Annotated in this window: 22 protein-coding genes; 10 read left to right on the top strand and 12 right to left on the bottom strand. The window is 60.0% G+C overall.

What is annotated here, in order from left to right; all coding sequences use genetic code 11:
- Positions 1–123: 123 nt before the first annotated feature.
- Together EGJ27_RS14215 and EGJ27_RS14210 are read left to right on the top strand one after the other, a co-directional pair.
- The gene (locus tag EGJ27_RS14215; protein ID WP_125831383.1) at positions 124–3039 is read left to right on the top strand and encodes a ribonucleoside-diphosphate reductase subunit alpha; all 2916 of its coding nucleotides are present in this window, start codon (positions 124–126) and stop codon (positions 3037–3039) included.
- Positions 3040–3462: 423 nt separating this feature from the next.
- Complete coding sequence (locus EGJ27_RS14210; protein ID WP_125831382.1) at positions 3463–4713, top strand: ribonucleotide-diphosphate reductase subunit beta; 1251 nt, start codon at positions 3463–3465, stop codon at positions 4711–4713.
- 399 nt (positions 4714–5112) lie between these two features.
- Here EGJ27_RS14210 and EGJ27_RS14205 read toward each other — a convergent pair whose 3' ends face one another.
- Positions 5113–5598 carry a hypothetical protein gene (locus EGJ27_RS14205; protein WP_125831381.1) on the bottom strand — a complete coding sequence of 162 codons (486 nt, stop codon included), beginning with the start codon at positions 5596–5598 and terminating at the stop codon, positions 5113–5115.
- 390 nt (positions 5599–5988) lie between these two features.
- Here EGJ27_RS14205 and EGJ27_RS14200 point away from each other — a divergent pair, with 390 nt between their 5' ends.
- Positions 5989–6933: an HNH endonuclease gene (locus EGJ27_RS14200; RefSeq protein ID WP_256672835.1), complete on the top strand. Its 945-nt coding sequence runs from the start codon at positions 5989–5991 to the stop codon at positions 6931–6933.
- 328 nt (positions 6934–7261) lie between these two features.
- Complete coding sequence (locus EGJ27_RS14195) at positions 7262–7834, top strand: Bro-N domain-containing protein (RefSeq protein ID WP_125831380.1); 573 nt, start codon at positions 7262–7264, stop codon at positions 7832–7834.
- Positions 7835–7878: 44 nt separating this feature from the next.
- On the opposite strand, the gene EGJ27_RS14190 is transcribed toward EGJ27_RS14195, so the two are convergent.
- The gene (locus tag EGJ27_RS14190; RefSeq protein WP_125831379.1) at positions 7879–8622 is read right to left on the bottom strand and encodes a hypothetical protein; all 744 of its coding nucleotides are present in this window, start codon (positions 8620–8622) and stop codon (positions 7879–7881) included.
- Positions 8623–9057: 435 nt separating this feature from the next.
- Between EGJ27_RS14190 and tssD the strand changes: the two genes are divergently transcribed.
- Positions 9058–9459 (top strand): type VI secretion system tube protein TssD, encoded by a 402-nt coding sequence (gene tssD / locus EGJ27_RS14185; protein ID WP_125831378.1) that lies wholly within the window; start codon positions 9058–9060, stop codon positions 9457–9459.
- Positions 9460–9489: 30 nt separating this feature from the next.
- Positions 9490–9738 (top strand): DUF4225 domain-containing protein, encoded by a 249-nt coding sequence (locus tag EGJ27_RS14180; RefSeq protein ID WP_256672834.1) that lies wholly within the window; start codon positions 9490–9492, stop codon positions 9736–9738.
- 644 nt (positions 9739–10382) lie between these two features.
- Here EGJ27_RS14180 and EGJ27_RS14175 read toward each other — a convergent pair.
- Entirely contained in the window at positions 10383–11948 is a 1566-nt protein-coding gene (locus tag EGJ27_RS14175) for a PAS domain-containing methyl-accepting chemotaxis protein (RefSeq protein ID WP_125831377.1), read from the bottom strand.
- Between the two features lie 272 nt (positions 11949–12220).
- Here EGJ27_RS14175 and EGJ27_RS25200 point away from each other — a divergent pair, with 272 nt between their 5' ends.
- Both EGJ27_RS25200 and EGJ27_RS14165 read left to right on the top strand, forming a co-directional pair.
- Positions 12221–12598, top strand: coding sequence for a topoisomerase DNA-binding C4 zinc finger domain-containing protein (locus tag EGJ27_RS25200; RefSeq protein ID WP_125831376.1), 378 nt, complete (start codon positions 12221–12223; stop codon positions 12596–12598).
- 116 nt (positions 12599–12714) lie between these two features.
- Positions 12715–13302 carry a polyribonucleotide nucleotidyltransferase gene (locus EGJ27_RS14165; protein ID WP_125831375.1) on the top strand — a complete coding sequence of 196 codons (588 nt, stop codon included), beginning with the start codon at positions 12715–12717 and terminating at the stop codon, positions 13300–13302.
- 11 nt (positions 13303–13313) lie between these two features.
- On the opposite strand, the gene EGJ27_RS14160 is transcribed toward EGJ27_RS14165, so the two are convergent.
- A complete protein-coding gene (locus EGJ27_RS14160; protein WP_125831374.1) occupies positions 13314–14222 on the bottom strand; it encodes a LysR family transcriptional regulator in 909 nt (302 codons plus the stop codon).
- A gap of 111 nt (positions 14223–14333) precedes the next feature.
- Between EGJ27_RS14160 and EGJ27_RS14155 the strand changes: the two genes are divergently transcribed.
- Together EGJ27_RS14155 and EGJ27_RS14150 are read left to right on the top strand one after the other, a co-directional pair.
- Positions 14334–15542: an MFS transporter gene (locus EGJ27_RS14155; protein WP_125831373.1), complete on the top strand. Its 1209-nt coding sequence runs from the start codon at positions 14334–14336 to the stop codon at positions 15540–15542.
- 294 nt (positions 15543–15836) lie between these two features.
- Entirely contained in the window at positions 15837–16901 is a 1065-nt protein-coding gene (locus EGJ27_RS14150; RefSeq protein WP_125831372.1) for a diguanylate cyclase, read from the top strand.
- On the opposite strand, the gene EGJ27_RS14145 is transcribed toward EGJ27_RS14150, so the two are convergent.
- The 8 genes from EGJ27_RS14145 to EGJ27_RS14110 form a co-directional block, all read right to left on the bottom strand.
- Complete coding sequence (locus tag EGJ27_RS14145) at positions 16891–17700, bottom strand: hypothetical protein (protein ID WP_125831371.1); 810 nt, start codon at positions 17698–17700, stop codon at positions 16891–16893. The two genes, EGJ27_RS14150 and EGJ27_RS14145, sit on opposite strands and share 11 nt — an antisense overlap.
- Positions 17701–17742: 42 nt before the next feature.
- Positions 17743–18462 carry a hypothetical protein gene (locus tag EGJ27_RS14140; RefSeq protein WP_256672831.1) on the bottom strand — a complete coding sequence of 240 codons (720 nt, stop codon included), beginning with the start codon at positions 18460–18462 and terminating at the stop codon, positions 17743–17745.
- 308 nt (positions 18463–18770) lie between these two features.
- Entirely contained in the window at positions 18771–19037 is a 267-nt protein-coding gene (locus tag EGJ27_RS14135) for a LuxR C-terminal-related transcriptional regulator (RefSeq protein WP_125831370.1), read from the bottom strand.
- Between the two features lie 420 nt (positions 19038–19457).
- A complete protein-coding gene (locus EGJ27_RS14130; protein WP_125831369.1) occupies positions 19458–19928 on the bottom strand; it encodes a VOC family protein in 471 nt (156 codons plus the stop codon).
- A 34-nt stretch (positions 19929–19962) separates the two neighbouring features.
- Positions 19963–20424 carry a nuclear transport factor 2 family protein gene (locus EGJ27_RS14125; protein WP_125831368.1) on the bottom strand — a complete coding sequence of 154 codons (462 nt, stop codon included), beginning with the start codon at positions 20422–20424 and terminating at the stop codon, positions 19963–19965.
- Positions 20425–20454: 30 nt separating this feature from the next.
- Positions 20455–20817, bottom strand: coding sequence for a YciI family protein (locus EGJ27_RS14120; protein WP_125831367.1), 363 nt, complete (start codon positions 20815–20817; stop codon positions 20455–20457).
- A gap of 105 nt (positions 20818–20922) precedes the next feature.
- A complete protein-coding gene (locus tag EGJ27_RS14115; RefSeq protein ID WP_256672853.1) occupies positions 20923–22155 on the bottom strand; it encodes an RNA polymerase sigma factor in 1233 nt (410 codons plus the stop codon).
- Positions 22156–22260: 105 nt separating this feature from the next.
- Positions 22261–23577, bottom strand: coding sequence for an MFS transporter (locus tag EGJ27_RS14110; RefSeq protein ID WP_125831365.1), 1317 nt, complete (start codon positions 23575–23577; stop codon positions 22261–22263).
- Positions 23578–23919 lie beyond the last annotated feature (342 nt).

Below are 23919 nucleotides of genomic sequence, written 5' to 3'. Positions count from 1 at the left end.
GTGATGAACACCACGACCTGAATCCGTTTTGGGGCCTTTGCAGTCGCTCCGTTGGCGACTGATTGCCTTAGACGGAATGGTGGGCAGCAATGCCCGAACACATTTATAGACGTGGAGAGACCCATGCAAACCGACACAACTCGCGAGAATTCGCCGACCGCTGCGCCACAGGCGGGCCAGGCCTCACAGGACCTGTCCGCGACCGCACCCGGTCAATTGCGAGTGATCAAACGCAACGGCACCGTCGTGGCGTACACCGATGACAAGATCACTGTCGCTATCACCAAGGCGTTTCTCGCAGTTGAAGGCGGCACCGCTGCCGCTTCGTCGCGCATCCACGACACCGTTGCGCGCCTGACCGAGCAGGTCACTGCCACGTTCAAGCGTCGCATGCCGTCGGGCGGCACCATCCACATCGAAGAAATCCAGGACCAGGTCGAACTGGCGCTGATGCGTGCCGGCGAGCAGAAAGTTGCTCGCGACTACGTGATCTACCGTGACTCCCGCGCCCGTGAGCGCGCTGGTCGTGCCTCCGAAGGCCAGGAAGTGCTGGCTCACCCTTCGATCCGCATCACCCTGGCTGACGGCAGCTTCGCGCCGCTGGACATGGGTCGTCTGAACACCATCGTGACCGAAGCGTGTGAAGGCCTGGCTGAAGTCGACGCCAACCTGATCCAGACCGAAACCCTGAAGAACCTGTACGACGGCGTAGCCATGAAGGACGTCAACACCGCCCTGGTGATGACCGCCCGTACCCTGGTCGAGCGTGAGCCGAACTACTCGTTCGTTACTGCCCGCCTGTTGATGGACACCCTGCGTGCCGAAGGCCTGGGTTTCCTGGAAGTGGCCGAGAGCGCCACTCACCACGAAATGGCCGATCTGTACGCCAAGGCCCTGCCTGCCTACGTCGCCACCGGTATCAAGTACGAGCTGCTGAACCCGGTTCTGGCTGAATTCGACCTGGAAAAACTCGGCAAGGCGATCAACCACGAGCGCGACCAGCAGTTCACTTACCTGGGCCTGCAAACCCTGTACGACCGTTACTTCATCCACAAGGACGGCGTGCGTTTCGAACTGCCGCAGATCTTCTTCATGCGTGTGGCCATGGGCCTGGCAATCGAAGAGAAAGCCCGTGAAGACCGCGCCATCGAGTTCTACAACCTGTTGTCGTCCTTCGACTACATGGCGTCGACTCCTACGCTGTTCAACGCCGGCACCCTGCGTCCACAGCTGTCGAGCTGCTACCTGACCACCGTCCCGGATGACCTGTCGGGCATCTACCACGCGATCCACGACAACGCCATGTTGTCCAAATTCGCCGGTGGCCTGGGCAACGACTGGACGCCGGTCCGTGCACTGGGTTCTTACATCAAGGGCACCAACGGCAAGTCGCAAGGCGTCGTGCCGTTCCTGAAAGTGGTCAACGACACCGCCGTTGCGGTCAACCAGGGCGGCAAGCGCAAAGGCGCTGTGTGTGCCTACCTGGAAACCTGGCACATGGACATCGAAGAGTTCATCGAGCTGCGCAAGAACACCGGTGATGATCGTCGTCGTACCCACGACATGAACACCGCCAACTGGATTCCTGACCTGTTCATGAAGCGCGTCTTCGATGACGGCCCGTGGACCCTGTTCTCGCCATCCGAAGTGCCGGACCTGCACGACCTGACCGGCAAGGCGTTCGAAGAGCGTTACGAGTATTACGAAGCGCTGACCGAATACCCAGGCAAGATCAAGCTGTTCAAGACCATCCAGGCCAAGGATCTGTGGCGCAAGATGCTCTCGATGCTGTTCGAAACCGGCCACCCATGGCTGACCTTCAAAGACCCGTGCAACCTGCGCAGCCCGCAGCAGCACGTGGGCGTGGTCCACAGCTCGAACCTGTGCACCGAGATCACCCTGAATACCAACAAGGACGAGATCGCGGTCTGCAACCTGGGCTCGATCAACCTGCCGAACCACATCGTCAACGGCAAGCTGGATACCGCCAAGCTCAAGCGCACCATCGACGTAGCCGTTCGCATGCTCGATAACGTCATCGACATCAACTACTACTCCGTGCCGCAGGCCAAGAATTCCAACCTGCGTCACCGTCCGGTCGGCCTGGGCATCATGGGCTTCCAGGATGCGCTGTACCTGCAACACATCGCCTACGGTTCCGATGCTGCCGTGCAGTTCGCCGATGCTTCCATGGAAGCGGTCAGCTACTACGCGATCCAGGCGTCCTGCGACCTGGCCGATGAGCGCGGTGCCTACGAGACGTTCCAGGGTTCGCTGTGGTCCAAAGGCATCCTGCCGCTGGATTCGCAACAGATCCTGATCGAGCAGCGCGGCCAGAAGTACATCGATGTCGACCTGAACGAAACCCTGGACTGGGCGCCGGTACGTGCCCGCGTGCAGAAAGGTATTCGTAACTCGAACATCATGGCCATCGCACCGACCGCGACCATCGCCAACATCACCGGCGTGTCGCAGTCGATCGAACCGACCTACCAGAACCTGTACGTGAAATCGAACCTTTCGGGCGAATTCACCGTGATCAACCCGTACCTGGTTCGCGACCTCAAGGCCCGCGACCTGTGGGACTCGGTCATGATCAACGACCTCAAGTACTACGACGGTTCGGTGCAGCAGATCGAACGCATCCCGCAGGAGCTCAAAGAGCTGTATGCGACTGCCTTCGAAGTGGAAACCAAGTGGATCGTCGACGCGGCCAGCCGCCGTCAGAAGTGGATCGACCAGGCTCAGTCGCTGAACCTGTACATCGCCGGCGCATCGGGCAAGAAACTGGACGTGACCTACCGCATGGCGTGGTTCCGTGGCCTGAAAACCACTTACTACCTCCGTGCCCTGGCCGCGACCAGCACCGAGAAGTCGACCGTCAACACCGGCAAGCTCAACGCTGTATCGAGCGGCGGCCACGGCCCGGACGACTCGGCCATCGCCACCCCTCGCCCAAGTGAAGCCGCCCCGGCCGGCCCGGCACCAGTGCCAAAGGCTTGCGCGATTGACGAGCCGGATTGCGAGGCTTGCCAATAAGCTGACCGCGAAGACTTACGTACAAACAATGCACATGCTGCGTTTGTACGAATGTCTTCGCGGCTAAAGCCGCTCCTACAGGCCTTGCGCAAAGCCTGCCATCAACGCAGGCCTACGCGGGGCGACGAGGCCGGAACAGGCGATGCATACGCTATGCCTGTTCCCTCTTCACTGTAGGCAGCAGCTTGCTGGCGAAGACTTACGTACAAACGCTACACATGCTGCGTCTGTACAACATGATTCGCGGACAAGTCCGCAAGGCAGGCAGGGCCTAAACACCCTGCCCCGCCGACAAGATTCAACAGGGCCACAGAGCCCACACATTCATGTTTTTTGCGTGCAGCAAACGTTACGCAAGCAACACACCCCATAGATCCAACAGGTCAGTCCACATGACTGACCCTCACGCAGGAGACGTACACCATGCTGAGCTGGGACGAATTCGAGAAGGAAGACGGCGAAGTCACCGCCGCCAAACCCAATCAGGCAGCACAAGCCCACGAAGCGACCATGGATCGCCTCGACAGCGCTGGCGGTGCCGCCGCTCAAGAAGCGCGCGCAGTAACCGCAGCCGACTCCGCAGCCCTGATCCGCGCCAAGAAAGCGCTGGATGCTCTGGACGTCGCTGAAGGTCTGGCTGAACTGGAAGGCGCCTCGGCCCGTGTCGCGGTCGACGAAAAGCGCATGATCAACTGCCGCGCCGACCTCAACCAGCTGGTGCCTTTCAAATACGATTGGGCCTGGCAGAAGTACCTGGACGGCTGCGCAAACCACTGGATGCCGCAAGAAGTCAACATGACCGCCGACATCGCCCTCTGGAGAAACCCGGAAGGCCTGACCGACGACGAGCGCCGCATCGTGATGCGCAACCTGGGCTTCTTCTCCACCGCCGACTCCCTGGTTGCCAACAACCTGGTACTGGCCGTGTACCGCCTGATCACCAACCCCGAGTGCCGCCAGTACATCCTGCGCCAGGCGTTCGAAGAGGCGATCCACACCCACGCCTACCAGTACTGCATCGAATCGCTGGCCATGGATGAAGGCGAGATCTTCAACATGTACCACGAGATCCCATCGGTCGCTAAAAAAGCAGCCTGGGGCCTGAAGTACACCCGTTCGATCTCCGATCCGAAGTTCGAAACCGGCACGGTCGACACCGACAAGGAACTGCTGCGCAACCTGATCGCCTACTACTGCGTGCTGGAAGGCATCTTCTTCTACTGCGGCTTCACCCAGATCCTGTCCATGGGTCGCCGCAACAAGATGACTGGCGTTGCCGAGCAGTTCCAGTACATCCTGCGCGACGAATCCATGCACCTGAACTTCGGCATTGACGTGATCAACCAGATCAAGATCGAAAACCCACACCTGTGGGATGCCGAAATGAAAGAAGAAGCCTCGCAGATGATCCTGCAAGGCACCCAGCTGGAAATCGAATACGCACGCGACACCATGCCGCGCGGCGTACTGGGCATGAACGCCGCGATGATGGAGGACTACCTCAAATTCATCGCCAACCGTCGCCTGTCGCAGATCGGCTTGAAGGAAGAGTACCCAGGTACTACCAACCCGTTCCCATGGATGAGCGAGATCATGGACCTTAAGAAAGAGAAAAACTTCTTCGAGACGCGGGTTATTGAGTATCAGACTGGCGGGGCGTTGAGCTGGGACTAATCGGCTCGGTTAACTGGCAGTAACAAGAAAGCCAGGCGCGAGAGCGGCCTGGTTTTTTTGTGCGCGCCGTATTTGCAGGAGCGCGCTCGTCCGCGACGACTGACTATCAGCCAACATCCATCCACAGCCCAAACACCGGCGAACATCCTCGGCTCCAACCATCCGCTCAACCGTCAGCAGCTGCATACCGATTGCGGTTAAGAACAAGATCAAGCCCGGTAACCCACGCAGCGACATAAATGAATTGAAAGTCCTCAGGCCCCAGCGGTAGCAAGTACGTCGCGACCAAACTTGCCGCTATGAGCAAGGCACCCAACCCTGTTCGCCACCGTCGAGGTCGTACGCCGTACGAAATCAGCAGGCCTACGGCCACGGGGATAGCGACAGTGATCAAACCACTCATGGGTTCCCGCCTTTAACCTTGATCAGCAGTGACGTTGAAGTGTGCTGGGGGCCAATGCCGCCCTGAACCTTGGCATCGACCGCCACCATCACATCGCCGGCATGGCGGGTGTCCAGATGGTTATAAACAAACGAGGCAGCAGCAGGCCCAGCGGGAGCACCATACAAACCAAGGGGCTTGGCGGCCAGGCCCACGGCGCCAGCGGCAACTGCGGCAATCGTTATTCGCTGCTGATTAAACAGATCAGCCTGTTCTCGGGTTAGCGGGTTCGATATCGCGATTACCATCTCGCAGGGTCGTTGATCAGCCAGCATCCGCTCGTAGGTTTCCACGATGAGGTCGCTGACTTTGTGGCAGTGCGCCCCCAGTTCGCAGAAGAAGATATGGCGTAACGTGGGGCGATCCGACGGTGCCACGGTGAATGAAGTGACGTTGGAAACTACGCCGAAATGCCCCTGATAACGAAAACTTCGCTTGTTCAAATCCGATTCCTGTCGATAGTCCAGCGACTTAGCGGGTCAAATTCGGGGTGAATGTTTTCATTTAGGAATGGTGAAGGTAAGCCCATGGAGACTACGGACTGAGTAGGAAGCATCTGAGAACTGAGCCAGAGGCTTTTTAGGAAATAGAGCTGAGCAAGCCAAGACAATCGACTAGAGCTGTGTTTGCCGTGTGCATATGTCGGAACGAGGAGGTACCCGCAGTTAACCGAAGCTACCTATGCGGCCAGGGTCATAGGGATTGGAAGTGCGGCGCAATTCCAATGCATCCTGCGAGAAGAACTCATGCACTAAAGCATCGGCATTGAGGCACTCAGTCAGCTCAAGCAATTGGGCGTTCTGATGGAACTCCATTTGTAACAAGAGGGCCTTATGCTGCAATATCCATTTCCTACAAGACGGATGGAAAAGGACTGCTTTGTGGTCAAGCACTTCGTACAGCCTGTATCTACGGGATATTTGGCTTCACAGCAATTGGAAGTAGGCAAGGTCTACACACGCGATGACCTGCGGAAGCTTTTCCATATCAATGCATCGAGTCTGAACAACGGCATATTCAAACCTGCTGCGCTCGATTCTGTATGGCTTTTTGTCACCGAGCTCAAGACCGCAGACCGGACCCAATACAAGGACATCCTCATTGAGGATGCCCTTTACATGGAAGGCCAACTCAAAGGCAGAACCGACCATTTAATTGAGAAACATGTCGAATACGGTCTGGAATTACTGCTGTTCTACCGAAAGAAAAAAGACCAGCACGCTGGCTATGGCTTCACCTACGAGGGCAGATTTTTCTATCGAGATCATGAGGGAGCCGGGCCGACCAAATTCACAATGCTCCGAGAACGCGCTACCACGCTAAAGCTTTCTGACATTGAAGCCGAGCTTGAAAATCAGGGGGAGTTTGATCCTGATGACGTAACCGACGCCCGTAAACGCACTCTCGCAAGTATCGTCCGGCGCCAAGGCCAGGGCTCTTTTCGTAAGACACTGCTTAAGGCGTACTCAGGGCAGTGCGCAGTCACCGGATGCGATATTGAGGCTCTGCTAGAAGCTGCGCATATCGTCCCTTATCTAGGTGCAGATACAAACGTGGTCGCCAACGGATTGCTGCTTCGCGCAGACATTCATACGTTATTTGACTTAGGCCTGCTGTGGGTTGATCCGAACAGTCTCCTCGTAAAACTGGCCGAAGCACTCAAACGAAGCGAATACAGTTCGCTGGAACAAAGGCCTCTATTACTGCCCAACGCTCTATCCGACAGACCAAGCACCAAAGCTCTTCAGTCCCACCTTGACACGCTGTTAGCCCGTTGAAGGATCTGTGCGCCGCACAAATGGCCGGCCTATAGAAAATTCAGAAATACCCTACAAACATGCCCCTTGCTCACCCTGGCAACGATCTCTACCCTTTGCGCCGCGCCTAAGAAACGCACCCAGAACATCTCAAACAGCGGCCTGACCGTCCCGATAAAATGCGGCTTTTGTACCTGCGGCCTTCGGCTGTGCGTCTAAAAATTTCTGTTATGTCGGGAGTGGACCAATACAAGACCCGCAAGGGAAATACGTCCGGCCTTTACTGTTTGAGGTTTCTTAACTCCCGGCGCCTTAGCTCCAAGAGGCGCGCTAAACAGAGAACATCCGAATGCGTAACTTTGACCAGTCATTCAAAGAGCAAGCCCCACGAAGGCAACCCCAACCCCTCCATTCCACCACCTTCATCCGCCACAACCGCCAACTCCGCACCCTCCTTCTGGAATCCCAGGTCTGGTTCTGCGCCCGTGACTTCAGTCGTCTGATGGGCTGGCCGCTCAACGAACGCACGACGCGCAAGCTGGATGCGGATCAGCATCGTGTGGTGTGGCTCAGCAGTCATGACGGGCCTGAGGAGGCGTTGATGGTAAGTGAGTCGGGTATCTATGAGATGCTGGTTCATCACTATCACGCGGAGAACCGCCATCTGCGGCGCTGGATCACCAATGAGGTAGTGCCTTGCATGCGTGATGGTGTGGTGCTCAATGACGACGCGCCGAACCTGAGCCTGCTGCAATGGCCGGGGTTGTCGGTGAGTCTGTTGCATTGGCAGAGCGAGCCGTGGATTCGGCTGCGGGATATGCCGATGATGTTGCCGCATCCGCAGATGCAGGTTGAGTCGGGGTCGCGGCGGGTTGGCAGGCCTTGGTGGCGGGCGGCTTGGGAAGGGTTGCGGTTGGGTTGAATGGTTTGGGGTGGCCGCTTGGGTGGCGGCCACCGGTATTGGGCTCAGGGAGTGGGCGTCGGGACGGTTTCGGGTTGTTCCTTTTTACGCTCCATTGCCAGCTCAGTAAGCGCGACGATTCGGTCGTATCGCACCAGCAGCATCTGCGCGTAGCCGCACATCAAGTAGAAAACGCTCGCGGCGGCTACGGCGAACGCCCAGTGCCAAGGCGATGTCGCTATACCGGCTTCGGTAAGTGTTTTGTGTACGGCAGTAAGCCCGGCAAACAACGCGAGTATGCCTGGGAAAACACCGATCTTCTCCAGCGCACCGGTGACCAGATGGGTCCGTTTTTCGAGGCCGCTGCGTTCGTTTTTTAACTCAAGCACGCCGAGTTTCAATGTCTCGGTGGATAGCGCCACAAGTTGCGGCAAATAGTGCGCGTCGATCTGCATGACCGTTTTGACGTTGGCCTCCATTTGCCGAGTGAAAGGCGCAGCCATAAGCCTTTTTACTTCGTGCCGGTACAACCAAAGGCTTACCAGCGGATAGAACAATAACGTCAGGTAGGAAATTGCGATCAATCCCCAAGAGATCGTGAACACCCATTCCATGGATTCGATGATCCCGGCGGGTGCCAGCAAAACCGCCAGGATTGAAGGCCCGACGACACCGAACCAGAAAATGCGCTTGTCAGTTCGATACGCTCTGCTTGTTCGACGCTGCGCGCGGTTTGCTCCGACCGCACTTTTGTAGGCCTGCTCGATATCGGCGGTGATCTGCAGGTAGGTCTCGACTTCGTTGGTCATAGAGTTCTCGAATTGTTGGAACGCGGTGGCGCGTGCAGGGCAACAATATGAACGATGGGTAGCGTGAAGAATTCACCGGCGGCCGCGTTTTGCTGTCGGCTATTTATGGCTCGCCTGTAGGGATTTTCTGGCAGAAAGCGGGCGCGACACGATGCTGATAGGCGCCTGTACCGGCTTTTCGCGGGCAAGCGCACCCCTACAGCCAGCGCGGCTTGACCTCGGAGCGCGGCTGTCAGCCCGGCGATCGCGCGGGGTATTCGCTGATCATTTCCTGAGTGACGTCTTCTTTGAGGCAGAGCGGCGCGTATCCGCCGTTTTGACATCAATTTGTAGGGGGGGCATGGGCGGTTCTTAGAGCATTTTCGGACTTGTCCTACATCATCCTGATCACTCTAAAAATAGACTGGTCATCGATTTTTTTCAGGATGAAAACGGATGGCTACATACGGCTACATGACGATCACCGGTAATACCATGGGGCTTATCTCTGCCGCTTGTTCAGGAAAAGATTCGATTGGCGGTAAATGCTCAACAGATCACCTCGACGAAATTATGGTGCTTTCCCTGACCCATAACATGGCCAATGTCGGCAACAGCAAACGCGCCACGCACTGGCCGGTCATCATTACCAAATATCTGGATAAATCGTCGCCATTGCTGGCTAAAGCGTTGAACGTTCAGGAACCCCTCACCTGCAGTATTTTTTATTACCGTACATCTGACACGGGCACTCAGGAAAAGCTATACAGCATCAAGCTGGCCAATTGCATCATCGACACGGCGCCAATAACGCTTATGAGAACGGACGGAACCTTTATGAGGGCCGTTCTGATGTAGAAGGCCCCGTAAGAAAGGGGGTATCAAGCTTTGGCCGAACTGAGCGGGAGAAAGACGTGTGTCGGCAACATACTGTATGGCAGCGTTGATTTGGGGATGTCTGCTTATGGATTGACGAAGTTCGTGACAAAGCCTGATGCATGGCGGCTATTCAGATACCTCCCTAATGACTATGTCAGGGCTTATAAGACTACGCATCCTCTGATTCACACTGTGGATAGGCCGACAGACATTTTCACCGCTGTCAGTTTGGCTGGCCAATGGGGGTGCGTTAAGTGAGGTTCAGATGACTTCTTTTCTAGAGTACCTGGCTTTCATAATATTCGCAGTAACAGTCTATTCGCTTGCACGCTGGTTCCGCTACGTAACGTCCGGCGTAAATTATTCTGAGCTAAAGGCCCTGGCATCCTTCATCCTTAATCTTTGTTTTGTTTTTTTCTATCGGCACTTCTTAGTCACGGACGAGATAATCTTCTACGGAAGTGTAGAAAGTCCGTCATTGAAATGGCTTTCGATACCCATGATGTATGCACACGCGTTTTGCTTCTCTGTACCTTGGGAACCCGCTCGCTGGTTTCTCCGACGCAAGTTCGACCCAAGAATTCGTGAGTACAAATAAAAGTGTCAGACAGCTACGAGTCTCGAAGGATGGAGTGCTCTAAATTGCATGTCCACCCATGGATATTCCAGACAATTCGAAACCGTCCCGGGCAAGCGCGCTCCTACGGCCCTGCGCCGCCGATGAACGGTGCGTCGTCTCGAGATTGATGCGCTACCTTTAGTTCCTGGCCTCGCCCTCACTTTTGTGGATCTCTGATACCACGTGTGCGCTCTGACGCCTTGGTGCAGGGCGAGTCCATCCTGTCTTCACCAACAAAAACACCACCTTCGCGGTGGTGTTTTTGTTTGCCGGGCTAGCAGGCCTAGCGGCTGAACCGTTCCGCCAGGCTATGCAGGTACTCGGCCATTTCTTCCAGCTCTTTGCTGATGGTCGAGCCTTGTTGCGCCTGATCGGCGCTCTGGTCGCAGAGTTGGGCGATGCGGGTGATCTGCTGGCTGATGTTTTCCGCCACATGGGTTTGCTCTTCCGATGCGGAGGCCATTTGCTGGCTCATGCCGGTGATGCGGGTCACCGCCTGGCTGATGCCGTCGAGGGCCTTTTGTACAGCTTCGACGCTGGCCACGCTTTCCTGGGAAATCTCTTCGCCCTTGTTGGCCGTGGCGACGGCACGGTCGGCGCCGTCACGCAGCGAAGTGATGATCTGCTGAATCTGCTCGGTGGAAGCCTGGGTGCGTGAAGCCAGCGAGCGGACTTCGTCGGCCACCACCGCAAACCCACGGCCCTGCTCGCCTGCGCGGGCAGCTTCGATGGCGGCGTTGAGAGCCAGCAGGTTGGTTTGCTGGGCGATGGAGGTGATCACGTCCACCACGCTGCCGATGGACTGGGTGGCGCCCGCCAATTCGCCAACGGCATGGCCGATTTCGGTCACCGAGTTGGCCATGTGCCGAATCGCCAACAGGCTGTCGTCGGCCAGGCCACGCCCTTGCTGCGCCAACTTGTCGGCTTCTTCAGCGGCGTGGGCAGTACTCTGAACGTTGTGGGTCACTTCCTGAATGGTCGCGGCCATCTGGTTGATGGCGGTGGCCGACTGGTCGGTTTCGCTACGTTGCTGATCAAGCGACTGAGCCTGACGAAGGGACAGCTGCGCCGATTGCCCGGCGTGCTGGCGAACGCTTTCGCCGGTGTCGACCAAACGGGTGAGCGCGGTCTGCAGGCGCGCTTCTTCGCTGAGCATCGCCAGGTCCAGTTGCGCTTGCGGGCCGCGGTTGTCGCTGTAGGTCAGGGCAACCAGCGCGCTGGTGAAGGCTTTGGGGTGTTCGTCGAGGGTTTTCTGCACGTTGCTGCGCTGGCGCATTTCCAGAAACGCACCCAACGCCAGCAACACCACGAGGGTGATGGCAAACGAGGCGTTGTCATCGAGCAGGAAGTTGCTGGCGGCCAGGATCAGCGCACAGAGGATCATCGGCAACTGGCGGACCAAGTGGTACGCAGCCGTGCTGACCGGCGACACCGCAGGTTTGCCGGCGCGCAGTCGGGCATAAAGCGCTTCGGCGCGGCGCACCTGGTCGCGGGTCGGGAGCGAGCGGACCGATTCATAGCCGATGATGCGGCCGTTTTCGTACACGGCGGTCACATAGGCGCTGACCCAGTAGTAGTCACCCTGCTTGGAGCGGTTCTTGACCACGCCCATCCACGGTTTGCCCTGCTTGATGGTTTCCCACATGTGGGCGAACACCGAAGCCGGCATGTCGGGGTGGCGAACGAGGTTATGCGGTTGGCCGATCAGCTCTTCGCGGGTAAAACCACTGAGCGAGACGAAGGCATCGTTGCAGTAGGTGATGTGACTGTTGAGGTCGGTGGTGGAAATCAAACGTTCAGAAGCCGGGAAGGTTCTTTCAGTCTGGGTTACCGGCATATTCACACGCATTGACAAGACCTCTCCCTGATAAACACAAAATATCTCGGGCACGCACGGAAGGTGTAGCACACCATTGCCAACACACAACACTTGCCCGGGTGCCTGCTGTATCGACGCCGTTGTCCCAGCCTTGAATGCAGTGCGACTAAATGTCGTCATGCGCGTGCCTTGCGGGCTGAGGGAAACCGGGTGGGCCGATGGGAGCCTATGAGGTGTTAATCGCCTTTACTTTGCCCTGCGGTCCTCGGCACCATTGCGCACTCTTTGCCAAAGGCTCGGTCATGGTTCGCAACACCCGTTCATTCGCCAACGCAGTGGCCCGCTGGGCCCGCATGCTGCGTGGCGTCGTCAAGACCATGCTGCGCCAACGCGAGCCGGCTGCCCTGCCGCCGCCCGCTGCAGCCAGCGCTGCGGTCGAGGCGAAAACGCCGGCGAACGTGCGCAAGCGCAACGCCGCTGCGCGCAAAACCAAGATGGCGCCACCGCCGCTGCCGCCTGGAACAGCAACACCGAATTGCCCGCATTGCCGCACACCCATGGTGATCAAAACCGCACGCACCGGCCGCAACGCGGGTGATTTCTGGGGTTGCGTCGAATACCCGAAATGCCGCGGAATTCGGCCGATATTTCGAGGGCCGTCCGCTGCGCAGAAACCATAGGAGCGAGCTTGCTCGCGAACACCGGTTGTCAGGCGACCTGGATGCTGCACCCTTCGCCAGTACGCTGGTTCTTGTGAAACCCCCCGTTAACTCACTACCCCGCCAGAGGAAAGCCAATGCCCAACTTCAATCTCAAAGCCGTCTTGGCGTGTGTCGTGCTGCTTGGGGGCGTGCTGGCCGTGGAGGCTCAAGCTCAGACCAAAGCGCAGCCGGCCAGGCAGGCAGCGGCGCCGGCCAAGGCTTCATTGCTGGGCGGCAAGCTGGCGTTCACGCTGCCGGCCGGCTACGTAAAAGGCGAGATGCCTGAAATCGATGAAAAAGCCACTGCCCAAGGCGTGACCGGCTCGCTCTACACCCATCAGGCCGACAAGCGCGTCCTGATCATCACCGAAATGCCGATCCCGATGGGCGTCGAGGCCAAAGACAACGATGCCCAGGTGCTGGACGGCTTGCTGGTCGGGCAACAGGCGCATCAGAGCGGCAGCTACAAGAACTTCAAAAAACTGGGCGAGAAGAAGATCGTCAAGAAAAACGGCCTGGGCGTCGGACAGCTCGACACGTCTGCGGAGATGAGCGGCACCAAAGTCCTGAGCACCACGATTGTCGCTGCTTCCGGCACGCGCTCGGCGATCCTCAATGTGGTGTCCAGAGCAACCAACCCGGCCGAACACGCCGCCATGGTCAAGACGGTCATCGGCCAGTAGCCGACGCCCGGCTATTCCACGCGCAACGCCGCGGACAGCCATTCCACAAGCCCGTGCACCTTGGGCAGCGCTTCCCGGCTGCGAGGCCAGGCCAGGTGCAGCGCCAGGCCTTGAGTGGTGAGGTGCGGCAGAATCTCGACCAGCTCGCCGCTGTCCAGTTTGTCCTTGATCAACCAGGTGGCGAGTTGGGCAATCCCACTGCCATGGGTGGCGGCGGCGGTCATGCCTTCGCCGCTGCCCACCACCAGGCGCGGCTCGACGGTGCGGGTTTCCGGCTGGCCGTGCTGATCGACGAACAGCCAAGGGCTGGTGCTGCCATCGCCGCGCCCGTACACAATGCAGGCGTGTCCGGCCAGATCGGCAAAACTTTGCGGCGTGCCATGCTGCGCCAGATAGCCGGGCGAGGCGCATAGCACCACCCGTTCCGTGCCCAGGTAACGATGTGCCACGCCAGCCGGCCAGACCTGCGCGCCGCCGATCCGCACAGCCAGGTCGATGCCGTCCTCCAGAATGTCGACGAAACGGTCGGTGAAGGTCACGCGCGGCCGGACCTTGGGATGCAGGTCGGCGAACTTCAGAACCAAGGGCAGTACGTGCAAACGGCCGAAGGTCGCCGGCAGATCGATGCGCAGCTGCCCGGCGGGTTCGGCGCGCTGGGCGGCCAGCGCAGTCTCGGCATCTTCCAGTTCAGCGAGGATACGCAGGCATACCGAATGGTAGGCCTTGCCCTCTTCGGTCAGCGCCAGGCTGCGGGTGGTACGTTCGAACAGGCGCATGCCCAACCGGCTCTCCAGCCTGGCCACGCTTTTGCTTACGGCAGAGTTGGTCAGGTTCAGGCGCTCAGCAGCGGCGGTGAAGCTGCCTGCGTTAGCCACGGCCACGAACGTGGCAATGCCTTTGAGGCGATCGGCCGACTGCATTGGCGTTACTCGATAAGTGAATTCAGTTCCATAATGCCCGGAATAATCGCCAAGGATAAGAAATCAATTCTGCAATAAAGTGGCGCACTCTTTTTCATCGGGTTCAGTGTCATGTCGTCTCTGGAAACATCCGCTTCAACCGCCGTCGGCGGCGAACGCTCGACCGGCGCAAGCCTGGCGATTGCGATCCTGGCCATTGCCGGATTCGTGATCGTCACCACCGAGTTTCTGATCATCGGCCTGTTGCCGGGCATGGCGCGGGACCTGGGCATCTCGATTTCTGCCGCCGGCTTGCTGGTCACCCTGTTCGCCTTCACCGTCATGCTGTTCGGGCCACCGTTGACCGCCATGCTGTCGCATCTGGACCGCAAGCGCACATTCATCGCCATTCTGCTGATTTTTGCGGCCTCCAACGCCCTGGCTGCGCTCTCGAGCAATATCTGGGTATTGGCGTTCGCGCGCTTCATTCCGGCCCTGGCGCTGCCGGTGTTCTGGGGCACCGCGAGTGAAACCGCCAGCCTGCTGGCCGGCCCCAAGCAGTCCGGCAAGGCCGTGGCCCAGGTTTACCTGGGGATTTCCGCGGCCATGCTGTTCGGCATTCCGCTGGGCACCGTGTTTGCCGATGCGGTTGGCTGGCGCGGCGCATTCTGGGCGCTGACCGCCCTCTGTGCATTGATGGCGCTGCTGCTGGCGATCTTCATGCCGCACTTGAAGCCTACGGCCAAAGTCGGCCTGGCCGAACAGGCGCGAATCCTGCGCGATCCGTTCTTCCTGACCCATTTGTTACTGTCGATATTGCTGTTCACCGCCATGTTCGGCGCCTACACCTACCTGGCCGATACCTTGGAACGCATCGCCGGAGTCGAATCCGCCCAGGTCGGCTGGTGGCTGATGGGGTTTGGTGCGGTCGGGCTGATCGGTAATGCACTCGGCGGCCGCTATGTGGATCGCAGCCCGCTGGGCTCGACCATCGTCTTCGCGTTGCTGCTGGCCTTGGGTATGACGGCCAGTGTCCCAGCGGCCGGTTCGTTGCCGCTGCTGGCGGCGGTGCTGACGGTCTGGGGCATCGCCCATACGGCGCTGTTCCCGATCTGTCAGATCCGCGTGATGAAAGCCGCCCCGCACGCCCAGGCGCTGGCCGGCACGCTGAACGTCTCGGCTGCCAACGCCGGGATCGGGCTGGGCTCGATCATCGGCGGCGTGACCATCGAACACCTGGGGCTCGGCGCCGTAGGTTATGTCGCGGCCATCGTCGCCGTGCTGTCGATTGCCGTGGCCTGGCTGGCCATTCTTCAGAACCGCAAGGCACGCCCTGAGTAAAACGCAAACTTGTCGAAGGTGGGCGCCAGCAAACGGCCGCCCACAGAGGCACGCGGCGCGGCAGGCACTTTGCCGTCGCAGCCGCCATTTTTACCTTGTCTGTCCTTGGATTTGCGCAGACAAGTCGGCTCCTGCGGGGGAGCGTCTTACGCGCGAACCCGCGTGGTAAAGCGCCCCGATTGAGGGTTCATGGCAAAATGCTCTTCCCATAATCGTGTCCGAAGCGTAAAACTCACGCCTTTCGGTCAAGCTGGGGATGTGTGACCGGTAAAAGCCCAAGTCCCGGTAATCGCTATGAACTCACCACACGGCAAAGGCCGGTCATTCGCCAAGCGGATCTATGCGCCGCGCACAGTCGGCGTAAGCCTGGGTTTTATCACGGTCGCCGTGTCGCTGCATGAACTCGACGGGGCAATGTGGCTGTGGGCTGTGGCGATATTCAACGCCTTCTTCTGGCCGCATCTGGCCTATCAACTGGCCAGGCGTTCCCGGCATTCCTACCAGGCCGAATGGCGCAACCTGCTCGTCGACTCCCTGGCCGGCGGGTTCTGGATTGGCGCAATGGGCTTCAGTGCGATGCCGAGCATTACGGTGGTGGCGATGATGGCCATGCACAATATCGCAGCGGGCGGGCCGCGCCTGATGTTCCAGGGCTTTGGCGCCCAGGCGCTGGGCGCGGCGATTGCGGCGTTGCTGGTGATGCCGGTCATCGATTTCCACAACAGCGCGGCGCAGACCTACGCCTGCCTGCCGGTGCTGGTGATCTACCCCATTTTCATCGGCTGGATGAGCCATCAGGTCACGCTCAAGTTGTGGGAACACCGCAATATCCTGAGCACCCTGAGCCGTACCGACAGCCTCACCGGGCTGACCAACCACGGCGCCTGGAAAGACCAGCTCGCCATGACCTTCATCATCAGCCAGAACATGCGCCGCCCCAGCACCATTGCGCTGATCGATATCGACCACTTCAAGACCATCAACGACACCTATGGGCACATGGTGGGCGACGGTGTGCTCCGGGAAGTCAGCACGATCCTGGTCGCCAACCTGCGCTCCAGCGATCTGGCCGGGCGTTACGGCGGGGACGAGTTCTGCGTGATCCTGCCCGACACCGGCCATGTGCAGGCCGGGCAGATTCTCGAACGCCTGCGCATCGCAGTCGCCGGGCTTGAACATCCCGATCACCCGGGCTTGAAGCTCAGCCTCAGCATCGGCCTGGCCGCGCGCACCGCCGACCTTACCGATGCCGACATGTGGCTGCACGAAGCAGACAAGGCGCTGTACATCGCCAAGCACAACGGTCGCAACCGGGTGGTCATGGCCCAGGACCAGACGAGCCAGCTGACTACCGCCTGAAGCGACTGCCGCCCAGCGGGTTGTCCCACAGTTGCGACAGGCCGCTCACCCCCAACGCCCTCATCGCGGCCTGAAGCCGCCCCAACCGAAGGCTTTCCAGGGACAGCGGCTTGGGCCGGCTGGCTGTCTCGCCGACGGGTGACGCCGCGCCGCCATCACCCGGCGACAAGGACGTACGCGACTTGCCCATGCCACTGGTAAACATCGAGCCCAGCGGCGGCGCCTTGTCGCCCTTGGCGCTGAAGCGGTCGATGACCCTCTCCATGAACTCCAGTTGGTACGGCGAGCGGCCGGCCGGGGGGTGCTTGATCGCGTGACGGATGAATCCGGCGTCCAGCCGGGTGCTCTTCAGTCCCTCGCCGGCCAGGATCCTTTTTACTGCGGCGTCTTCCCGGAACGTCAGGCGTGACGTGGCCTTGGGATCAGCCGGCGCACCGGCAGCGACCCCGGACTGAACGGTTGGCGTGGCAGCTGCGCCGCTCCGGTAACCGGCCAGCTCGCGCCCCAGGCTATCCACATAACCCAGTTCCGCGCCCTGCACTCGCGCCCACTCGTAGATGTCGCCCAGCAGTTGCGTGTCCTGATGCGTCAGGGGAAGCGCGGGAGGTAGCTTGTTGCCGGCAGCGTCGGATGTTTCGGGACAGATGAAATCAAACAGTCGCTGTTTCAGAAGCGCCTGACCACTGATCTGCACCTCTCGGGTCTGCTGCGCAGGCGCGTTCTGCTGCGAGGTGCAGGCCATCGCCTTGCGGGCGGCGGTTTTATCCATGGCAGCCTGCAAAGCACGGATGGTAAGCATGACGCTGTTTCCGGGTACTCTCATGGCGGTATCTCCCTGACTTCAGACGGTTCGTCCCTTCACGCAGCCCAGCCTTGCCAGCAGCCGATCGGCCGCGAAATGCTCCAGCAGTTCGCGCACGGAGCGGTCCAGCGTCAACTTGCCGTAGAGGGATTCTTCGTTGGCAAGGTGCTGTTGTTGGGCGGCACGGTAGTTGATCGGGTAAACGCTGCGCTCCACAGGCAACAGACTGTCGAAATGCTCGAGCAGGCCGTGGAAGACGATGCGCCGCTCCACGGTGTTGCGCGTGGTGGCGATGAGTTTGCTGAAATAATCCCCGTCACACTGGCGCAACGCGGCGCTTGCGGCATAGCGTTCCACGGTGGTGTAGTCCGCCAGTTCGTCGAACACCACGCAGCACAGGTATTCGCGCTGCTTGCCGCTGAACGGGTTGTTGGCAGGTTCTCGTCGCCAGAGTATCCCCAGCACAAACTGCACGGCCTGCTCCACCACGGCCTTGCGGTGTTTGTCCTTGATGGCGGTCACTTCCGCCAGCATGGGCGCCTGTCGCCCCTGCTCGCGAACCTGACGGGTCAACTTCGCAAATGTTCCCACCGGCCCCATCCAGCGCGACTGCATTTCACAAAGCTGCTCCATGGTGAGCATTGCCTGACGGGCCGAAAGCAGACCGAAATTGGCCAGCACGTCGGCCTCGGTCGGGCTCGGCACATGGCACAAGAGGTGATCGCATTGCATATCCTTGCGACTCAAACAAGCAGTCATGCGTTGCTCCTTTGTTGTTGTTAAGGTTTTCGTTATCCGGACAACCCGGGCGGAATGAAAGGCGACGATATAAACAACCGAGCCAGGCACTTGCCGGCCGAACCGGCACGCTGTTGCATGCCGCACGGCGACTACCGGACCGAACGACCGTTAATGTTTTCGCGCCCACCTGAAAGTTAAATCAGGACACCCGCCCGCCCTTCACCGCTCTCTTTATTTTTATAATCTGCTATACAGGCACGCGCCATCACCGTTGCGCGTGACATATACGCCATTCAATGATCTCGAAGAACTTCGTCAGGAGCACATTATGTGCGAATGTTATCCGTACACAATCCGACAGATGTAGGGGGTAACAGCAATCTGCGCCCCATCAACTGCGTCAGGCAACGCGCCATGAGTTCGGCGCGATTCTTGACCTGATGCTTGCGCAGCAGCGAAGACACGTGGTCCCGAACCGTATAGCCGCTGATGCGGAGCTGGTGCGCGATTTCCTTGTTTGTACAGCCCTGCAGCAACAGACCCAGCACTTCCTGCTCCCTGAGTGTCGCCCACTTATTGTCTTCTCTCGTCATCACTTCTGCTCACCAATGAACGTGTAGGACACGTCTTACATCCGCCAACCCAACCTTGTGGCCAAGGGCACCGGCACGAAGTTATTCGATTTCTTGTCACCGGCCGTAGTGTCAGCATCGGACCTGTTTTAAACATCGACAAGGAGAAAGAAAACTATAGCCAGGAATCAGCTTTGAAGAAAACTCCTACAACATCCACAGACCATTCCCAAGTTGATTGGCTGTTAATCCATAGACAGCCGTTACTTCATCGTTTCAGCAACGATTTTATATAGGCTAGACAATATGTTTAGACAGGCGAAAGATAAACTTGCAATCTGACAATTACAATCAGTTGTTACAAATGGGCCGTCCACACATTCATCGCGCCGCCTGCACCGGCACGCCACCCGCTCGCCGGAACGGGCGGGTGGCGTGCAATCAGGCCTGGGGAGACTGGAACATTTCCTGCGCGCGGCTGCGGATCTGTTCGGGAGTCAGGTCTTCGACGTGGGTGGCAACAAACCACAGATGCCCGAAAGGGTCCTTCAGCGTCCCGGTACGATCACCGTAGAACTGGTGAGTCACCGGCCGCACGACCTCGGCACCGGCATCGATGGCTTGCTGGAAGCGGGCATCGACATCTTCGACGTACAGGTGCAGCCCGAACGGCGGCTTGCCGGACGAATCCAGGCCGCTGAACGGCCCGTCCGGGCAGGGCTCGGAAATCATCAGCCGGGTGTCGCCGATACGCAGCTCGGCATGCCCGACCTTGCCGTCGGGCGCATCGAGGCGGAACTCCTCCACGGCGTCGAAAGCCTTGCGGTAGAAGTCGATGGCATGCGCGGCGCCGACCACGCCCAGGTAGACGGTCAGGCTGTGGTAGCCCTCCGGAATGGCTTTAACCGTCATTGAATTTTTCTCCTCTGAAGCGAGCCTGCGCGGCTCAAGGGTTGAGGTCAAACAGCGCCTTGCCGCTCTCCATGTCAAAGGGCGCCGAAAAATGCTCGTGGATGGCTTTCCAGCCTTCGGCGGTCAGCAGATAACCGGCGCTGCCGCGCATCCACGATCCTTTCATTTCGCCGGACTCATCCGCCGCACCGCAGTGGTTGAGCCAGTGGGCGAACGCCACCGTGTCACCGGCGTGAATCACCAGTTCGCGCTGCTGGAACAGCATCGGCCCTTCGCACATGTTCAGGCAGTATTCCCAATGCGTGCGGTAGGCATCGCGGCCCTTGAACTGCAACTGGACGATAGCGTCGTAAGCCACCACATCAGGGTGGTAATACGCCATGATCGCCGCCAGGTCCTTGTCGCGTACGGCGGCTGACCAGCGCTCCAGCGCGGAGTGAATCTGCGCCACGGCGTCAGGGTTGGCGGTGATGGCGTCGTTTCGAATGGTGCTCATGAACATTCTCCTGATCGTGATCGGCTCGCGTTATCGGCAAGCCTGGTCTTGCAGATCGAGGGTTCGTACCGGCCGCACCTCCACGCAGCCGATGCGCGCGACCGGGATGTGCGCGGCAACCTGTAGGGCTTCGTTGAGGTCGCGAGCCTTGATCAGGTAAAAACCCGTCAGTTGCTCCTTGGTTTCGGCGAAAGGCCCATCGGTGATGGTCACCTTGCCGTTACGCATGCGTACCGTGGTGGCTGTCTGGACCGATTCGAGCGGCTCGGCGGCCATCATGCGCCCGCTGGTCTCGATCGATTGGGCGTAGTCGAAGCACTCGTCATCCCTGGGGCTGTCCGGATGGGAATGCAGCGTTTGTTCGTCGGTATAGATCAGGCATAGATACTTCATGGTCATGCTCCTTGCGCAGTCCTGCCCATGAACTGGTCGATCAGGGCGCCGGGAAATCGACCGGGTCCGATGAGTCTTGGGACGGGCCGACGAACGGCCGCGCTCCTACAGCCGAGCGTCCAGTTCATCCACGCAGCGCTGGAGAAACCGCCGTTCCGCAGCCTGACTGGTTCGCTCGATAGCGCGGTAATAGGCTTGCCGTGCATCGCCAAGCCGGCCTGCCCGGCGGCACATGTCGGCCCTGGCGGTCCAGATCAGGTGGTAATCGGTCAGCTCGCCGGCCTCCAGCAGCGTGTCGATCAGCGCAATCCCCGCTTCCGGGCCTTGGTGCATGCCCACCGCCACCGCACGATTGAGCTCGACGACGGCAGAATCGGCCAGTTCCAGCAGCACGTCATACAGGCCCACGATCTGCGCCCAGTCGGTCTGCGCGGCGCTGGTCGCCTCGGCGTGCACTGCGGCAATCGCCGCCTGCACGCTGTACGCCGCGAATCGCCCGGAGCGCAGGGCGAACTCCACCAACCGCTGACCTTCCTGGATCAGCGCCGGTTGCCAAAGCGTGCGGTCCTGACAATCCAGAGGAATCGGTTCGCCGCTGGCCGACAATCGCGCCGGGCGCCGGGATTCGGTAAGCAGCATCAGCGCCAGCAGGCCCGCCACTTCCGGTTCCGGCAGCAGGTCGAGCAACAGGCGACCCAGCCGGATCGCTTCGCCGGACAACTCCTGGCGGGTCAGATGCTCGCCCGACGAAGCGAAGTAGCCTTCGTTGAACACCAGATACACCACCCGCAACACGCTTTCCAGCCGCTGCGGCAGTTCGGCCAGCGACGGCACTTCGTAGGGAATGTGCGCGTCGCGGATCTTGCTCTTGGCGCGCACGATGCGTTGCGCCACTGAGGACGGCTTGATCAGAAAGGCGCGGGCGATCTCTTCGGTGGTCAGGTCGCAGACTTCGCGCAAGGTCAGTGCGACCTGGGCATCGTCGGTCAGCGCCGGGTGACAGCAGGTGAAGATCAGCCGCAGCCGGTCATCCTCGACGCTGTCAGGGTCCGGCTCGGCGGCCTGCAAACGATCTTCCAACTGCTCGGCCAGGCGGCTGAGTGAGGCATCGAAGCGTGCGCGCCGGCGCAGGCTGTCGATGGCCTTGAAGCGACCGGCGGAGATCAGCCAGGCGCGGGGGTTGTGCGGCATGCCGGCCTGCGGCCACTGCTCGACGGCGGCGATGAACGCGTCCTGCAGCGCCTCTTCGGCCAGCTCGAAGCTGCCCAGCAGGCGAATCAGGGTAGCCAGCACCCGGCGCGACTGCTGGCGGTAGATGCCTTCGATATCGGCAATGATCGAAGGCACGTAGTGAGGACGGCTTTCAGGCTGGTCATTCATGCCCGCGTCTCGTGGGGGATCGAGCAAGCTTAGTCTCTCGACGCCCGATGAGCCTGCGGTGGGTCAGCCGGCGCTGTTGAGCACCGCCTCATCGACTACCACACCGCGCCGCAGGCCGAACACCATCGCCGTCAGCATGCCGACCGTGCCCATGATGGCGCAGAAGATCACGCACACCCAAGGGCTGAGCGGCATCAGGCCGATCAGCATCAGCGGCGTGAAACTGGCCCAGGCGGCGTAGGCAATGTTGTAGGTGAACGAAATGCCGGACACGCGGATCGTCGCGGGAAACAGCCCGACCATGACCGACGGCACCACGCCGACGATGCCGCAGGCCAGGCCAGCGACGGCGTAGGCGATCCCCGGCGCCATCCATTGTTCGATGAGGCTGGCGTAGAGCACCGCAATGCCCAGCGGCAACAGCAGGCTGTAGATCATCACCCCGCGCCAGGCGCCGATGCGGTCCACCAGCATGCCGGCCAATACACAGCCGATGTTGAGAAACACGATGCCCAGCGCACTCAGGGCGAAGGTGTGGCTGGCGGACATGCCGAAGCGCTGTTGCATCACCGTCGGCGTGATGACCACCAGCACCACCACTGCCGAGGTCAGGACAAAGGTCAGTAACGCGGCCGGCAGCAACGACTGACGGTGGTCGCGCAGCACCTGGCTCAGCGGCAGACCCTGCATGCCTTCGCGCTGTGCGTGCAGGGCCATGAACACCGGCGTTTCGCTCAGCCAGCGGCGCAGCCAGACGCCGACCACGCCGAACACACCGCCCAGCAGAAACGGAATGCGCCAGGCGTAATCGAGAATTTCCGCTGGGCTGAACACCCGGGCCAGCCAGGTCGCGGTCAGGGCACCGAGCAGATAGCCAAAGGTCAGGCCGGCCTGCAGCACGCCCAGGGCATAGCCACGATGGCCGGCCGGGGCGTGCTCGGCGACGAACACCCAGGCGCTGGGCACTTCGCCGCCCACTGCAGCGCCTTGCAGGATGCGCAGCGCCAGCAGCACCAGCGGTGCCCAGTAGCCGATCTGCTCGTAAGTGGGCATCACGCCGATCAGCAGGCACGGCAGGGCCATCATCAGGATGCTCAGGCTGAACACCCGCTTGCGTCCCAGACGGTCGGCAAAGTGCGCCATGAGAATGCCGCCCAGCGGCCGCGCCAGGTAGCCGGTCACGAAGATGCCGAAGCTTTGCAGCAGCCGCAGCCACTCGGGCATTTCCGGCGGGAAGAACAGCTGGCTCAAGGTCAGCGCGAAAAACACGAAGATGATGAAGTCATAGATTTCCAGCGCCCCGCCCAGAGCGGCAAGGCTCAGGGTCTTGTAGTCCGCCCTGGAAAAAGGCTGGGGTCGTGGTCGAACGATGGCCGTCATAAGGAACCCGGATATTGGCTTGGCAAGAGGCGCGTTGCCGCAGGCAGCGGTCGCAGGGCGCGAAGGATAGCAAAGGTTGCAAGCACATGCGTTTGCGCAACGCTTACCTTTAGGACCGAGCTTGCTCGCGAAGGGGCCGGTTCCGCCGCAGCGGAGGTGTCGGCAGGAATGACGCCTTCGCGACCAAGGTCGCTCCTACAGCGTTAAAAGCTGACGTTCCGCGGCATCTGCAGGAGCGAGCTTGCTCGCGAAGGGGCCGGTACCGCCGCAGCGCCGGTATCGCCAGGAATGACGCGTCCGCGCCCAAGGTCGCTCCTGCAGCGTTAAAAGCTGACGGTCCGC

It is taken from the genome of Pseudomonas sp. v388, assembly GCF_003935425.1.
GTDB lineage: Bacteria > Pseudomonadota > Gammaproteobacteria > Pseudomonadales > Pseudomonadaceae > Aquipseudomonas.
This window is presented reverse-complemented; position numbering and strand designations above follow the sequence as displayed.

What these genes read in the sequence shown, in the direction of transcription:
- EGJ27_RS14145 (WP_125831371.1), bottom strand. Translation starts at nt 17,700, where the DNA reads ATGCTTACCATCCGTGCTTTGCAGGCTGCCATGGATAAAACCGCCGCC.
- EGJ27_RS14150 (WP_125831372.1), top strand. Translation starts at nt 15,837, where the DNA reads ATGAACTCACCACACGGCAAAGGCCGGTCATTCGCCAAGCGGATCTAT.
- EGJ27_RS25200 (WP_125831376.1), top strand. Translation starts at nt 12,221, where the DNA reads ATGGTTCGCAACACCCGTTCATTCGCCAACGCAGTGGCCCGCTGGGCC.
- EGJ27_RS14190 (WP_125831379.1), bottom strand. Translation starts at nt 8,622, where the DNA reads ATGACCAACGAAGTCGAGACCTACCTGCAGATCACCGCCGATATCGAG.
- EGJ27_RS14200 (WP_256672835.1), top strand. Translation starts at nt 5,989, where the DNA reads ATGCTGCAATATCCATTTCCTACAAGACGGATGGAAAAGGACTGCTTT.
- EGJ27_RS14210 (WP_125831382.1), top strand. Translation starts at nt 3,463, where the DNA reads ATGCTGAGCTGGGACGAATTCGAGAAGGAAGACGGCGAAGTCACCGCC.
- EGJ27_RS14135 (WP_125831370.1), bottom strand. Translation starts at nt 19,037, where the DNA reads ATGACGAGAGAAGACAATAAGTGGGCGACACTCAGGGAGCAGGAAGTG.
- EGJ27_RS14120 (WP_125831367.1), bottom strand. Translation starts at nt 20,817, where the DNA reads ATGAAGTATCTATGCCTGATCTATACCGACGAACAAACGCTGCATTCC.
- EGJ27_RS14110 (WP_125831365.1), bottom strand. Translation starts at nt 23,577, where the DNA reads ATGACGGCCATCGTTCGACCACGACCCCAGCCTTTTTCCAGGGCGGAC.
- EGJ27_RS14215 (WP_125831383.1), top strand. Translation starts at nt 124, where the DNA reads ATGCAAACCGACACAACTCGCGAGAATTCGCCGACCGCTGCGCCACAG.
- tssD (WP_125831378.1), top strand. Translation starts at nt 9,058, where the DNA reads ATGGCTACATACGGCTACATGACGATCACCGGTAATACCATGGGGCTT.
- EGJ27_RS14175 (WP_125831377.1), bottom strand. Translation starts at nt 11,948, where the DNA reads ATGCGTGTGAATATGCCGGTAACCCAGACTGAAAGAACCTTCCCGGCT.
- EGJ27_RS14140 (WP_256672831.1), bottom strand. Translation starts at nt 18,462, where the DNA reads ATGACTGCTTGTTTGAGTCGCAAGGATATGCAATGCGATCACCTCTTG.
- EGJ27_RS14160 (WP_125831374.1), bottom strand. Translation starts at nt 14,222, where the DNA reads ATGCAGTCGGCCGATCGCCTCAAAGGCATTGCCACGTTCGTGGCCGTG.
- EGJ27_RS14125 (WP_125831368.1), bottom strand. Translation starts at nt 20,424, where the DNA reads ATGAGCACCATTCGAAACGACGCCATCACCGCCAACCCTGACGCCGTG.
- EGJ27_RS14155 (WP_125831373.1), top strand. Translation starts at nt 14,334, where the DNA reads ATGTCGTCTCTGGAAACATCCGCTTCAACCGCCGTCGGCGGCGAACGC.
- EGJ27_RS14195 (WP_125831380.1), top strand. Translation starts at nt 7,262, where the DNA reads ATGCGTAACTTTGACCAGTCATTCAAAGAGCAAGCCCCACGAAGGCAA.
- EGJ27_RS14130 (WP_125831369.1), bottom strand. Translation starts at nt 19,928, where the DNA reads ATGACGGTTAAAGCCATTCCGGAGGGCTACCACAGCCTGACCGTCTAC.
- EGJ27_RS14165 (WP_125831375.1), top strand. Translation starts at nt 12,715, where the DNA reads ATGCCCAACTTCAATCTCAAAGCCGTCTTGGCGTGTGTCGTGCTGCTT.